General features: G+C 67.7%; 16 protein-coding genes. 14 read left to right on the top strand and 2 right to left on the bottom strand.

What is annotated here, in order from left to right:
- Window positions 1–18 precede the first annotated feature (18 nt).
- The 3 genes from J5X86_RS52385 (at window position 19) to J5X86_RS02585 (ending at window position 2237) form a co-directional block, all read left to right on the top strand.
- On the top strand, window positions 19–1104 hold the full coding sequence (locus tag J5X86_RS52385; RefSeq protein WP_208515166.1) for a DUF5677 domain-containing protein: 1086 nt from the start codon (window positions 19–21) through the stop codon (window positions 1102–1104).
- Between the two features lie 105 nt (window positions 1105–1209).
- Complete coding sequence (locus tag J5X86_RS02580) at window positions 1210–1656, top strand: GntR family transcriptional regulator (RefSeq protein WP_208515167.1); 447 nt, start codon at window positions 1210–1212, stop codon at window positions 1654–1656.
- 11 nt (window positions 1657–1667) lie between these two features.
- Complete coding sequence (locus J5X86_RS02585) at window positions 1668–2237, top strand: HD domain-containing protein (RefSeq protein WP_208515168.1); 570 nt, start codon at window positions 1668–1670, stop codon at window positions 2235–2237.
- Here J5X86_RS02585 and J5X86_RS02590 read toward each other — a convergent pair.
- Together J5X86_RS02590 and J5X86_RS02595 are read right to left on the bottom strand one after the other, a co-directional pair.
- Window positions 2225–2698 (bottom strand): NUDIX domain-containing protein, encoded by a 474-nt coding sequence (locus J5X86_RS02590; protein ID WP_208515169.1) that lies wholly within the window; start codon window positions 2696–2698, stop codon window positions 2225–2227. The two genes, J5X86_RS02585 and J5X86_RS02590, sit on opposite strands and share 13 nt — an antisense overlap.
- Window positions 2698–3465 carry a helix-turn-helix domain-containing protein gene (locus tag J5X86_RS02595; protein WP_208515170.1) on the bottom strand — a complete coding sequence of 256 codons (768 nt, stop codon included), beginning with the start codon at window positions 3463–3465 and terminating at the stop codon, window positions 2698–2700. Before J5X86_RS02595 ends, J5X86_RS02590 begins: the two co-directional genes overlap by 1 nt.
- 497 nt (window positions 3466–3962) lie before the next feature.
- On the opposite strand from J5X86_RS02595, the gene J5X86_RS02600 reads away from it, so the two are divergent.
- The 11 genes from J5X86_RS02600 (at window position 3963) to J5X86_RS02650 (ending at window position 12038) form a co-directional block, all read left to right on the top strand.
- Window positions 3963–4775 carry a DUF4097 family beta strand repeat-containing protein gene (locus J5X86_RS02600; RefSeq protein ID WP_208515171.1) on the top strand — a complete coding sequence of 271 codons (813 nt, stop codon included), beginning with the start codon at window positions 3963–3965 and terminating at the stop codon, window positions 4773–4775.
- A 120-nt stretch (window positions 4776–4895) separates the two neighbouring features.
- On the top strand, window positions 4896–5186 hold the full coding sequence (locus J5X86_RS02605) for a hypothetical protein (protein WP_208515639.1): 291 nt from the start codon (window positions 4896–4898) through the stop codon (window positions 5184–5186).
- A complete protein-coding gene (locus J5X86_RS02610; RefSeq protein WP_208515172.1) occupies window positions 5183–5632 on the top strand; it encodes a Pycsar system effector family protein in 450 nt (149 codons plus the stop codon). The genes J5X86_RS02605 and J5X86_RS02610 overlap by 4 nt, the downstream gene beginning before the upstream one ends.
- Window positions 5629–6747, top strand: coding sequence for a conjugal transfer protein (locus tag J5X86_RS02615; protein WP_208515173.1), 1119 nt, complete (start codon window positions 5629–5631; stop codon window positions 6745–6747). Before J5X86_RS02610 ends, J5X86_RS02615 begins: the two co-directional genes overlap by 4 nt.
- Window positions 6744–7358: a GGDEF domain-containing protein gene (locus tag J5X86_RS02620; protein ID WP_208515174.1), complete on the top strand. Its 615-nt coding sequence runs from the start codon at window positions 6744–6746 to the stop codon at window positions 7356–7358. Before J5X86_RS02615 ends, J5X86_RS02620 begins: the two co-directional genes overlap by 4 nt.
- Window positions 7355–7696: an RRQRL motif-containing zinc-binding protein gene (locus J5X86_RS02625; protein ID WP_208515175.1), complete on the top strand. Its 342-nt coding sequence runs from the start codon at window positions 7355–7357 to the stop codon at window positions 7694–7696. The genes J5X86_RS02620 and J5X86_RS02625 overlap by 4 nt, the downstream gene beginning before the upstream one ends.
- Window positions 7697–7783: 87 nt before the next feature.
- On the top strand, window positions 7784–10009 hold the full coding sequence (locus J5X86_RS02630) for a cell division protein FtsK (RefSeq protein WP_208515176.1): 2226 nt from the start codon (window positions 7784–7786) through the stop codon (window positions 10007–10009).
- A 141-nt stretch (window positions 10010–10150) separates the two neighbouring features.
- Window positions 10151–10402: a hypothetical protein gene (locus J5X86_RS02635; RefSeq protein ID WP_208515177.1), complete on the top strand. Its 252-nt coding sequence runs from the start codon at window positions 10151–10153 to the stop codon at window positions 10400–10402.
- A gap of 15 nt (window positions 10403–10417) precedes the next feature.
- Window positions 10418–10612 carry a hypothetical protein gene (locus J5X86_RS02640; protein ID WP_208515178.1) on the top strand — a complete coding sequence of 65 codons (195 nt, stop codon included), beginning with the start codon at window positions 10418–10420 and terminating at the stop codon, window positions 10610–10612.
- A 15-nt stretch (window positions 10613–10627) separates the two neighbouring features.
- The gene (locus tag J5X86_RS02645; RefSeq protein ID WP_208515179.1) at window positions 10628–11095 is read left to right on the top strand and encodes a hypothetical protein; all 468 of its coding nucleotides are present in this window, start codon (window positions 10628–10630) and stop codon (window positions 11093–11095) included.
- Between the two features lie 91 nt (window positions 11096–11186).
- Entirely contained in the window at window positions 11187–12038 is an 852-nt protein-coding gene (locus J5X86_RS02650; protein WP_208515180.1) for a bifunctional DNA primase/polymerase, read from the top strand.
- Window positions 12039–12040: the final 2 nt, after the last annotated feature.

Here is a 12040-nt window from a genome sequence, read left to right on the forward strand (position 1 = left end):
TCTATTTTCCTTCAGAAGGTGGCTGAGCGCATCAATGCGCGCATAAAGGAAGCGAAAGCGCAAGGCGCCGAATTTTCTGTCGAGCTCAGAAATGAAGCCCTCGAAGAAGCTTTTTATGAAACCGCAGATGAAGCGAGAGTGTTACGTCTTGATTTGATTGAGGCGTTTGATTCGGGCGCTCGCGAAAGGAGTATGGAGCGCTATAATCGTGCCAGGCGTATTGAGCGCACCATTAGTGCTCGCTGGCGTCCAGGCTTCAGGGAATTAGAAAACATGTTGGCGGTCACGGATGAATTGTTGCACGAGGTGGGGGAGGTGGTTTTCGACTGGTACTATGCTGATGAATCCCTCATGGCAGAAAGGTTGCTCGACACCGATGCCGTGGGTGGAAAGGGACTCAAGTGTTTCCTCTTCCTCGCCATGCTTTCTCGGGTGTGCGCTATCGCGGCGGAAATCCTCCTATTGGCCAGGCATGGTTACTCAGATGGCATGAGATCGCGGATGCGCAGCTTGCATGAGACCTCGGTAATTATGGGCGCACTGGAGGAGGCGGAGCCTCCCATGGCGACGGAGGTCGCAGAAAGATATAGCGCTTGGTCGATAGTGGAAGACAAGAAAGACCTGGCTGGTGACAGCGTCGATGACGTCGACTTGCAAGCCATGGAGGAAAGTGCCAGACGTCGCTGGGGTGCAGATTTCTTCAAACCGTATGGATGGGCACTTCCGCTCTTCCCGGGCAGGCGAGGCGGGGTTACGTTTGCCGAAATCGACTCCCTAGTTGGCATGAGTGAATTACGTTCTTGGTATCGTCACGCGAACCACTCTGTCCATGCTGGTCCTAGCTCTGTTATGAGGCGTCTTGATTTTGATAAAATGCCCGACCCTTTTATCTCGGGGGCTGAAGATGTGCCGGCTGGTGAACTGGCCGCTGTGATGCATAACACGACCATCATGGTGACAAGATGCGGCGTTGCCGCACTTCGCATTCTTTCCGTAGTCACGGAAAGCTATGATGCGGCTTTCCTGATGCATGCACTGCAGATAGCGGCTAAATCGGCTCAACGCGAGTTCGATAAGTTGCGCGAGCTCTCGAATGGCGAGTGAATAGATAGACGTTTCTCATTTGGCTCGGAAGAGTCAGATTTCCGCGCTGACCCACGCGTGGGATCCTTGGCAGCGAGCGACGGGTGCGTCATGAGAGGAGCCAAAGTGTCGGAGGCCAGTCCGCGCGGAACCTACCTGATCATTGCGGAGACGCTGCGAAACGAGATTCAGGCGGGGCAGGCTGGCGGCATCTTGCCGTCAGAGGCCGACCTGATGGACTCGCACAGCGTCTCCCGGAACACGATCCGCCGCGCGCTCAAGGTTCTCGAAGCTGACGGGGTTGTCGAGTCCGCCCCCGGGATCGGGTGGCGCGTGATCCGGGGAGGTGACCGGCGGTCGCTCGCGGAGCGCATGACAGACGTGATCCAAGAGGACTCACTCTCAGTAGGGGACACGTACCCGTCTGAAGCGAAGCTGTGTGAGCGGTTCGGAGCGTCCCGGACTGCTGTTCGCCGTGTTCTTGCCCAGATGGAGGGAAACGGCTTGCTCGCCACCGTGCACGGCAAGGGGCGGACCGTGCGCGCCCTCCCGGCTTCCACCGCCCGCCCGTAGTCTTGGCCGCCATGGGACTGACTGAGTGGGCGTACACGCTCTCTGAATCGCTGCTTTCCGAGCCGCTTCCGCGACGGTGGTCGCACTCACTCGGGGTCGCCAAGCGCGCTCGCTCCCTGAGCCCGATCCTGGCGGGTGACGCGCAACTGTTGGAAGCGGCGGCGGTGCTGCATGACATCGGCTACTCGCCGGCCATCGCTGCCACAGGTTTCCACCCGTTGGACGGCGCGCGGTTCCTCAGGGATCAGGAAGGTGCGGACGAACGGGTTGTTCGTCTCGTTGCGCATCACTCCTGTGCCTTGCTGGAAGCGGAGGAACGCGGACTTCGTCAGGAACTTGAGAGTGAGTTCGAGCTAGAGCGTCCCGACCTGGTCGACGCCCTTGTTTACTGCGACATGACGACGACACCGGACGGGACGCAGACAACGCCGACTGAGCGGCTGGATGAGATCGTGCAGCGATACGGTCCAGACACGATCGTCGGGCGGTTCATCCAGCGTGCGGCCCCCGAGATCCATGCAGCGTCGAAGCGCGTGGGCGACCGGATGGCGGACGTGTCCGTTGGCGGTCAGCCGATGTAGGGCTCTCGCCGCGTGCCATCGAGGCCGTGCCGGATCCGCAGCATCATCGAAGGGTGGATGTCCAGCCCGTCAAGGTCCGTTGGATCAATCCAGCGGACCTCTTTCGATTCACTGCTTGTGCGCAGGGAACCGCCGACCATATGGGCCCGGAAGCAGATGGAGAACTGTTGCCGGACCTCGCCGTCGTCGTACGCCAACACGTGCTCGGGGTCGGTGTAGAGCCCGACGATGTTGTCCACCTCAACGTCGATACCGGTCTCTTCCCGCACCTCGCGAACGGCCGTGTCCGCGATGCGCTCGCCGATGTCGTGGCCACCACCGGGCAGGGCCCAAAGGTCGTTGTCGGTCTTGTGGATGAGCAACAGTCGCCCCGCGTCGTCCCGGACGACCGCCGTGACCGAGGGGACCACGGAGTTGGCTTTAGGGGCGTTCGGGTCGCGGAAGTGGTCAATCCGGGGCATCAGCGCGCGCCTTCCCAATCGGTAGGTGACGAGATCGGACGGGCCGACTGCCACACCTTTTCAACGCTCTCAGCGTAGGCGTCGAAGAGCTCCCCGCCGGGGACGCGTCGCAGGTGGAGCACGGGAGCCATGTAGGCGCCGACCCCGTAGAGGTGGCCGTTCGCCAGCATCTCGTCATCGGCCCGGTAGATCGAGTTGTAGAGCGTGGTGTCGTGCAAGCGGAACTCGACACCAGGTAGACCGAAGAGCGGGCCGTAGTTGATGAGGGCGTTTCGAATCTTGCCCGCCATCGCGGTACCGATCCCTTCGTCCTCGCCCCTCACGGCCACGGCTGGTGAATCGGGTTCTCCCAGCATGAAGCGGATGGGCACTCCGGCAGCCGCCTTCTCCTTCACGATGCGGTGAAACGTCGCGTCCTCGGTGAGCCAGAACCCCGAGTACACCAGTAGGTCAAACTGTCGGGTCGCCTTGGAGTACAGGTTCGTCCAAAGGGTCTGCATCACGACGGACCGGTGTGGATATAGCCTGACCAGCTCCGCGTTGCCGGTGGCGGTCACTTCGGCCGACGTCTGTTCGTCCGGCCAGAGGTACGAGACTTCGCACTTCAGAAGTGAGGCGGTTGCGTACTGAAAGCGGCGATACGGCTTGCGCTCCGGGTCGTTGATCCAGCGTTCGACCGTCTTGGCCGCGACGCCCAGACGTTCGGCGACCTCATCCAGGGTCAGGCCCAGGTCGACTATCGCGCCGCGCAGTCGCTCGTTCGCCACGGCCAACCTCCCCTCGCTCGGTACGACTTGGTACGACTTCACGCTAGCTAAGAACGACCTGAGTCGTACAGGTGCGAAGTCGAGCGTCGCCGTAGCCGGCGCCACTCTGTAGGTACATCGAGCGCGAGGGGTGCGCGAACTCCAACAGCCGAAGGGCTTGACGGGGCGAACTCCCCTCTGCAAGATGAGGAACACGTAATACATGTGCCTCTTGTTCGGATCGCTTCGGCGATGCGATCGAGCGCACGACAAGGGGCCCGGGACAGAGCGGGCCGAGGGACCCGGATCCCTGGTCAACCGGAGGGCTTAGACCGAAAGGTCACGTCTCCATACGCCTGAAACGGGAGCCCGTGTTCCCGAAGGAGATAGCGCACCACCTCTGATCAACGCCCCGCCGATTGCGGGGCGTTGGCTCTCATCCCCGGCATGGCGGCACTCCCGGACAGGACGGCCCGCCGCGCCTGGTCTCCCATCCCGACGCAGTCAGGAGTTCTTCCATGACCGAGCGCATCATCCCCGTGGACGCCTTCGGCCCGATCGCCTTGGATCTGACGATGAACGCCGGCAGCATCCGCGTCGCCGTCGACTCCACGCTGAAGCAGGCGCGGGTGGTGCTGAAGACCGAGGCCACCTCGGGGCCGTCGGCCGACGCGATCCGCGACACCGCCGCCAGTCTCAACGGGCAGAACCTCCGGGTCCGGGTCCCGGACGTGGCCGGCGGCATGAGCGGCAGCACCACCATTCGCATGGGCGGCAGCACCATGACGTTCTCCGGCGGCAACGGCGTACAGATCGTGGGCGGCAACGTCCACATCACCGGCCACGGCGGCGGCAAGGTCTTCATCAACGGCCGCGAGGTCACCGCCACCGGCCCGGCCGGCGACGCGGTCACGCCGATCACCGCCGAAATCCACCTGCCCGCCGGGTCCGTGGCGCTGATCAGCACGCACACCGCCGACACCGCTGTCACGGGCACGCTGGCGCGGCTGGAGTACGACGGCACCTCTGGCAGCCTGACCGCTGAGGACATCGGCGACTTGGACGCCACGATCACCAGCGGCAGCGTCATCGTCGGCGAGGTGACTGGTCCGCTGGACGCGAACCTCACCTCCGGCAACCTCGACATCGGCGCCTACAGCGGTAGCAACGCGAGGCTGAACCTCACCTCCGGCAACGTCCGGATGGCTGCGACCCCGCAGGCCACCGGCCGTCTCACGGTGAACGCCACGTCCGGCTGCGCGCGCATCACCGGCGCGGCTCACCTGAACGTCCGCCGCCGGGTGACCAGCGGCTACGTCCAGGTCAGCTAGCACCCACCCCGCACCCCTCACTATCTGCCTCCGTTCGCGGGGCGGTCGCACCCCGGACAAGGACAGCCGACCGCCCCGCGCCTTTCCCGACGCTTTCGTAAGAGGAGATCTGTCATGCGCATGCGCACTTTTGTCGCCGGCCAGGAAGCCCACACCGATTCGGAGTTCGCGGAACTGGCGCTCGGCATCGACGTCGACCTGTTCCGTGGCCCGCTGGAGTTCGAGACGGACAGCGAGCGTGCGGCCCGTGAGGACGCGGCCCGTGACGTGCTCGCCGACCTGGTTGCGATGGGCGAGGCCGGTGACGAGATCGCCGGTTGGGACGCGCTCTACGCCGACGCGCTGACCCGTACGGTGCCGTTCCTGCGCGCCGTTCGCGTCCATCGGGCGGGGACGGGGGAAGCGGCATGAGTCACGTCCCGCAGAACCTGACCGCCGCACGCGTTGAGGTGAAGGCGGAGATCTCCCGGACCGACAACAAGACGGGGTTGCTGCTGGCGTTCGTCGGTGCGGTCCTCGCCGGCGCCTGGACGGTGGGCCGCGACCTGCCGATGAACGTCCCCGCCTCCATTGCGGGCGGTCTCGGGGTTGCGCTGCTGGTCGCGGCGGCGGGCCTGCTGCTGCGGTCGGTGCGTCCGAACCTGCGCGGGCGGCACGGCTTCCCGCTGTGGGCCACCCTCACCGCAGATGAGATCACCGCCACGGTCAGCGGTCAGAACCTCGCGGCGGACGTAGCGGGGCTGTCCCGGCTGGCGGTCGCGAAGTTCACCTGTCTGCGTCGCGCGGTCGACCTGACGTTCGCCGGTGGCGCACTGCTCGTCCTGGCGGTCGTGTTCGCCCTGGGAGGTGCGGCATGAACGAGAGCCGCAAGCCCCTGACCAGGATTCAGATCGGTGTGCTGACGGCTGCGTTCGTGCCCATGCTCGCCACGGGCGTGGTCGGCGGTATCGGCACCTACAGCAACATCGGGCATGCCTACGGCACGGGGACCGCGCTCGGTGCGCTCGGTGCCGGTGAGGGCGCCACGGCCGTTCTTGCGCTGGTGCTGCTGGGGCTGACCATGCTGGGTCAGTCCTCGCCGCGCGTTGTGCGGGCGGGACTGTGGGTGCTGCCGGCCGCTGCCGCCGTCATGGGTGCGATGGCCCCGCCGGATCCTGGCCGGACCGTCGTCTATGCCCTGACCCCGATGGGCATGTCCGTCTCGGCAGAGGGTATGGCGTTCCTCGCCCGCCGGATCGTCGTCCACACCGACGGTCGCGACGCGGAGCACGAGCGGCACACCGCCGACATCGTCCAGGCCCTCGCCTACCACCGGGCGCGCGCCGCCCACCACCCGGTTGACCGGGTGCGGAAGCGGTCCGATCGGGCATCGTGGCGACTGGCCCGCAAGGTCGGAGTCGGGGACGCTGCGCTCGGATCGAGGCTGCTGGACGTACAGCGTGACCGGATCACCGACGGCGCGGACGCGGCCCTCGCCTCGATGTTCGGCACCGCACCCCCGATCCCTGCCGCAGTCACGAATGCGGAGGAATCGACTGGAAGCAGTCGAGAACGGTCTACCCCTGACCTGCGCGGATCGAGCACGCCCACGGTCGTCCTGACGCGGCTCGCGGTGCCCAACCCGGCGCCGGTCGATCTCGGCAAGTCGGGCGTCGGCATGAAGCCGATGCCCGCCGCCGTCCCGACGGTGAAGCCCGTCCCGATCGCCCCGAAGCCCACCCGCTCAGTCCCGGCCGCGTCGACCGCGCCGCGTCGGGCGACGGGCCGTGTCCCGGGCGCCGCCAAGTCGACCCGAACCCGCCGCACCCCCGAACAGCTCATGGCGGAAGCACGCAAGGCGACGGCCGGCCTGACGGACGCTGAGGTGACCGGGGAGGGCATCCGCCGGGCCCTGCGCACCTCGCCCGCCAACGCCCGCATGCTGCGTGACGCACTGCTCGCCGAACGCGCCAACGGGGCGGTGACGCCGTGAGCACCCTCACCGCACTCTTACCGGCCGTGCCCGCTCTCGGGTGGGCGGCCCACGCCCGGTGGCTGCACAGCCGGTTGACCACCGCTCGCCGTGACCCGCTCACCGGGCTGTGGACGCGGGACGCGTTCACCCGGCGGGCCCGCCGCCTGCTGCGCGACCCCCGTGCCGTGGTCGTGCTGGCGGATGTCGACCACTTCAAGCAGATCAACGACACCCACGGCCACGCGGCCGGTGACGTGCTGCTCGCCACGGTCGCTGCCCGCCTCGGCCACGGCACCACCCCCGGCGGGGTTGTCGGACGGCTCGGTGGGGACGAATTCGCCGCCGTCGTCATCGACCGAGACGGCATGGCCGCCGACCGGTTGCACACCCTCGCCCGCGTCCTGGCCCGGCCGGTCGATACTGCATCCGAAGTGCACACCACGGTGTCGCTGGGGTGGGTACGGGCCGCCGACCACCCGGGCGAGGACCTGTCCGCGCTGCTGCGCCGTGCTGATGAGGCCATGTACGCGGCCAAGCGGTCCGGCCGGTCGGGTCCTCGCAGGGCCCGTCTCGGGCGCCTGCTCGGGTCGGTGGCCGGTCGTCGTCCCGGACGGCGCGGCGCGGCGTGAGCACGCTGCCGGTCTTCCGGTGGCACCTCGCCCCGGACGGCTACGCCACCCGCCGCCAACTTCGGGCCCGCGACCTGCGCCCCGGCGGTCAGGACGTCGCTGCCCAGCTCGAACGCCCCCGGCGGCGGGGCCGCCCGCCGCTGGTCGCCTACCTGTACCGCGTCGACCTCGCCAAACCGGTCCGGCCGATGACACCGGGCCGGTGGCGAGCCCACGCCGCGATGATGCGCGCCCGCCGCACCTGCCCCGCGTGCCGTCGGGATGCCGGATACGTCATCCCTCCCACGCTCGGAGTGTGCGTGACCTGTGCCTATCCCGAGGAACAGCGCGCTGCCTGAACCACCCCCGAATCCCGGGTCCGGCCGCCCGACCTTCCACAGCAAGCCGGCCGGACCCTTCGACTCCCGCGAAGGAGCAGATACATCGTGACGGAAACCACCGCCTTCCCACCCCCGGACGAGCCCGAGGGCACCGACGAACGGACGGCCGAAGTGCTGCCGTTCCCGCTCAAGAAGAAGACCGACCCGGCACCCGCGCCCGGTGAGGACGAGGTCAAGCCGGGGGAGTGGGAAGCCGAACTTCCCGACAGCGACGACCCCGAGGCCGACGACGTGACCGAGGGCGCCCCGGTCGACCCGCCCCGCGAGGTCTACCCGCCCTCGGTCGCGGAGTGGATGGAGGCCAAGGACAAGGCGCGCATGCCGGTACTGCCGGACTGGGTGAAGCTGCCCGACCAGCGCAAAGCCGTCCGCAAGTGGGCCGTACGCCACTACTCCGCCGTGGTCGGCTACCACGCGGTGCGGCTGCCGCTCGTCTACACCCCGAAGATCGTGGTCTACTCGCCGCGCGGCGCGTGGCGGTGGTCGGCCGCCATCGGCCGGTGGGTGTTCGACGCGGAAGGCAAGTCCCTGCGCCATGCCGCTGTGGCGTCCGAGGACGCGGCCGAGTACCTGAAGCTGTCCCGGCAGCGCAACGACCGCGTGAGGCTGCGGGGCATCGTCGCGACGATCGCCGGGTTCATCGGCCTCGCCGCCGCGCTCACTCTGTACGTCATGGCCCCGTCGTGGCTGCTCCTGCTGTCCGTCGCCGCTCTGACGACGACGCTGGGTGTGGTCGGGGCGCCGGCGGACCGGCCGCTCATCGACATGGCCAAGGTGACCTTCCGCAAGCGGCGGCTGTCCTCGGACATCGTCATCCGCGCCCACGACGCGGCCGGGCTGACCACCAAAGACCAGACCATCGCTTTCCCGCGGCCGATCGGCCGGGACGGTGACGGCTGGCGGGTGGTGGTGGACCTGCCGTACGGCAAGACGTTCGAGGACGCCGTCAAAGCCCACGCGCGGCTTGCCTCCGGTATGGACATCGCGCCGACTCAGCTTTTCCTGGACAAGGACGAGACGAGCGGGCGGCGGGTGTCGATGTGGATCGCCGACCGTGACCCGCTCGCCGTCCCGTCTGGCAAGTCGCCGCTGTTGGGGGCGACGCGGGTGGACTTCTGGAAGCCGTTCCCGTGGGGTGTGGATGAGCGGGGCAACCCGGTCATGGCCACGATGCTGTGGCTGTCGCTGCTGGTCGGGGCTGTGCCCCGGCAGGGCAAGACGTTCTCTGCCCGCACGATCGCGCTCGCCGCCGCGTTGGACCCGTACGTCAGGCTGTACGTGTTCGACGGGAAGGCGTCGCCGGACTGGCGTAAGTTCGCGCTGGTCGCGCACCGGATCGGGTTCGGCATCGTTCCGAAGAACGGGTTCGACCCGGTCCTTCACCTGCTGACTTCGCTGCGTGAGCTGAAGTCGGACGTAGAGGACCGGTACCACCGGCTGTCGGAACTGCCGCTGCACATCTGCCCGGAGGGCAAGCTGACCCCGGAGATCAGCCGGGATCCGAAGCTGAACATGCCGCTGACGCTGTTCGTGGTGGATGAGGTGCAGGAGTACTTGCAGCACCCCGAGCATGGCAAGGAGATCCTGTCTCTCCTGGTCTACCTCGCCCGGGTCGCCCCGGCGGTTGGTGTCTCGGTGATGACCTCGACGCAGAAGCCGGACGACAAGGCGTGCCCCTCGGAGCTGCGTGACCAGCATCAGGCCCGGTTCGCGCTGCGGGTGGGTGCCTACCAGGTCTCGGACACCATCCTTGGCGCCGGGTCCTACAGCGAGGGTCTGGACGCGTCCAAGCTGCTGAAGTCCCACAAGGGCGTCGGCCTGCTCAAGGGCATGTCGGACGACTCCGGCATCGTGCGCACCTACCTCGCCGACGGCCGCGACGCCGAACGCATCCTGACCCGCGCCGCCGCGCTGCGCGAGGCCGAGGGCACCCTGTCCGGCGACGCGGCCGGCGAGGCCCCGGCCCCGGAGACGTCGGCCACGATCCTGGATGACGTCGCGGCGGTGCTCGGGAAGGGTGAGGCCAAGGTGTGGTCCGAGACGATCGTGGATCGCCTCGCCGACCTGCGCCCCGAGGTCTACAGCGCGTGGGAGGAGCTGGAGCCCAAGCCCAAGGCCGAAGCGCTCTCCAACGCGCTCAAGCCGTTCGGCATCGGCACGGTTCAGATCAGCCGCCGCGTCGACGGCGACCAGCTCAACAAGCGCGGCATCAAGCGCGACGACATCGCCGCCGCGATTACGGAGCGCAACAAGAAGAGGGATGCCGGATAGGTCTCACGGACTGCTACCGGTAGCGGCAGGGGTCGCTACCGGTAGCAACCTTGCTAGCGACCCAAACCGCCCCTGATCAGGCTGCTAGCACCTAGCGGCCCACCTGCGGAAACCCACCAAACCCGCCCTGAGAGGCCCCTCATGAGCCTTACTGTCCTCGCTACCGCCTTCCTACTCACCGTCACGCTCAGTTATAGCGTCAAGTGCTGGCTCAGTCCGTTCGGCGACTGCCGCAAGTGCGCCGGCATGGGCCACGGCTTCAAGACCGACCGCAAGGGACGCCTCAAGCGCGGCAAGGACTGCCGCCGCTGCCACGCCACCGGCAAGCGCATACGCGTCGGCCGCTGGATCTACAACCGCGCCGCACGCACCTACCGCGCCGACACCCGCTGACCGTTCGGAGGCTCCATGGTCCTCACCATCCCGCTCGTTCTGCTGCTCGCCGCCGTCGTCGCGCTGCTGCTGCGCTCCAAGGCCATCGGCTTCGGCGCGGCCGTCGCCGTCGCGCTCTTCGGCTTCTACCTCGCCGACACCGGCGCCAGCGACAACGTCAACCAGCTCGTCACGACCATCACCGGCGCCCTCGCCGACATCGGCCGCTAGAAGGGAGACCAGGACGTGAACGCACCCACCACGTACCACCACCCGTTCGTGCACCACCCGGCGGCCGTGGAAGTCCACCACCCCGCCCCGATCTCGCCCGCGCACACGGCGCCGGTCGTGCCCGTGCAGCCGGGCAGCATCCCGGCTGTGGCGAGCGTCGTCCTCCCGGACGGCCGGGTCGTCACCGGCTACGCCATCGAGCCTGCCAAGCCGGAACCGGTCGCGGCCAAGCCGGTTGTCTCCCGCGCGGCGGTCAACATCGCCCTCGGCGGCATCGGGTTCGGCGCCATCTGTGGCGGGCTGTTTCTGCTGACCGCGTTCATCACTGCCCTGACCGCGCTGATCACCCAACTCATCGTCCTCGCCGCCGTCATCTTCGGCGGATGGGTGGCTGTGCAGCTCTTCAGCGCGAGCGGCCGTAGCGGCGGGACCACGGTCAACATCCGCAAGGCCGTCATTAAGCGCAACCACTTCCACAGCTAGCTGCGCCCGAGGGCGGCGGCACTCCCGGACAAGGACAGCCCGCCGCCCTCGGTCTCCCTATCCCGACGAAGCAGAACAGGAGACCTCAAGCATGACACCTGACTGCAAGACCCCACTGCGCACCGCGCTGGAACTGGCTACGGCGGGTATGCCGGTGTTGCCTCTCCGTATGGGCAAGGTGCCGTTCGGGAACTGCCGGGCATGCGCGGCCGGCGCATGTGGCGGGCGGCCGAACATGAAGGAAGCGGGCCCCTGCCGGTGCCCTGCCGTGTGTCACGGCTGGGCTGCCGCCACCACTGACACCCGCATCCTCGCTTCTCCAGCATGGGCCCCCGCGTGGCGGCAGGCTGTAACTGTCGCCTACCACCCCGGCGGGGCCGGTCTGACCGTGGTGGACCTCGACAACGCGGCGGCCGTCGAGTGGGCGCGTGAGACCCTGCCAGCCACGCGGACCGTGCCGACGACGCGTGGTGAGCATTGGATCTACCGGGGCGCCATGACCTCCCGCAACGCCGTGCGTCCCGGCATTGACCTCAAGTCGTCCATGTCCTACGCCCGCTACCTCGGGCCCGGCACCGGCCACATGGTCAACCTGCCGGACGCCGTGCGCGCGCTTGCGGCGAGAAAGCCTTCCCCGGCCCGACCGGCGCCGCACGCCATCACCGCGCCGGCAGGGTCGGGAGTCAGGGAGTGCCCGCACCGCACGTCTGTCTACCTGGATCGTGGCATCGCGATGGCCGAACAGCGCATCACTGAGGCGCGCAGTGCGGTGCACGCGACCGTGTACCGGACGTTCCTCGCGGTGCTGTCCAGGCACGGCCGGTGCGGCTGCCTCACCGACACCCACGTCAACCGCCTGTTCACCGCCGCGCAGACCAAGGGCGAGACCGTCCGGCACTGCATGGACGCGTGGACCAACGCCCGCACCACGTTGGGACTGTGACC

The organism is Streptomyces sp. NEAU-YJ-81 (assembly GCF_017592595.1).
Classification (GTDB): domain Bacteria; phylum Actinomycetota; class Actinomycetes; order Streptomycetales; family Streptomycetaceae; genus Streptomyces; species Streptomyces hygroscopicus_B.

What these genes read in the sequence shown, in the direction of transcription:
- J5X86_RS02650 (WP_208515180.1), top strand. Translation starts at nt 11,187, where the DNA reads ATGACACCTGACTGCAAGACCCCACTGCGCACCGCGCTGGAACTGGCT.
- J5X86_RS02605 (WP_208515639.1), top strand. Translation starts at nt 4,896, where the DNA reads ATGCGCACTTTTGTCGCCGGCCAGGAAGCCCACACCGATTCGGAGTTC.
- J5X86_RS02610 (WP_208515172.1), top strand. Translation starts at nt 5,183, where the DNA reads ATGAGTCACGTCCCGCAGAACCTGACCGCCGCACGCGTTGAGGTGAAG.
- J5X86_RS02585 (WP_208515168.1), top strand. Translation starts at nt 1,668, where the DNA reads ATGGGACTGACTGAGTGGGCGTACACGCTCTCTGAATCGCTGCTTTCC.
- J5X86_RS02640 (WP_208515178.1), top strand. Translation starts at nt 10,418, where the DNA reads ATGGTCCTCACCATCCCGCTCGTTCTGCTGCTCGCCGCCGTCGTCGCG.
- J5X86_RS02600 (WP_208515171.1), top strand. Translation starts at nt 3,963, where the DNA reads ATGACCGAGCGCATCATCCCCGTGGACGCCTTCGGCCCGATCGCCTTG.
- J5X86_RS02590 (WP_208515169.1), bottom strand. Translation starts at nt 2,698, where the DNA reads ATGCCCCGGATTGACCACTTCCGCGACCCGAACGCCCCTAAAGCCAAC.
- J5X86_RS02615 (WP_208515173.1), top strand. Translation starts at nt 5,629, where the DNA reads ATGAACGAGAGCCGCAAGCCCCTGACCAGGATTCAGATCGGTGTGCTG.
- J5X86_RS02635 (WP_208515177.1), top strand. Translation starts at nt 10,151, where the DNA reads ATGAGCCTTACTGTCCTCGCTACCGCCTTCCTACTCACCGTCACGCTC.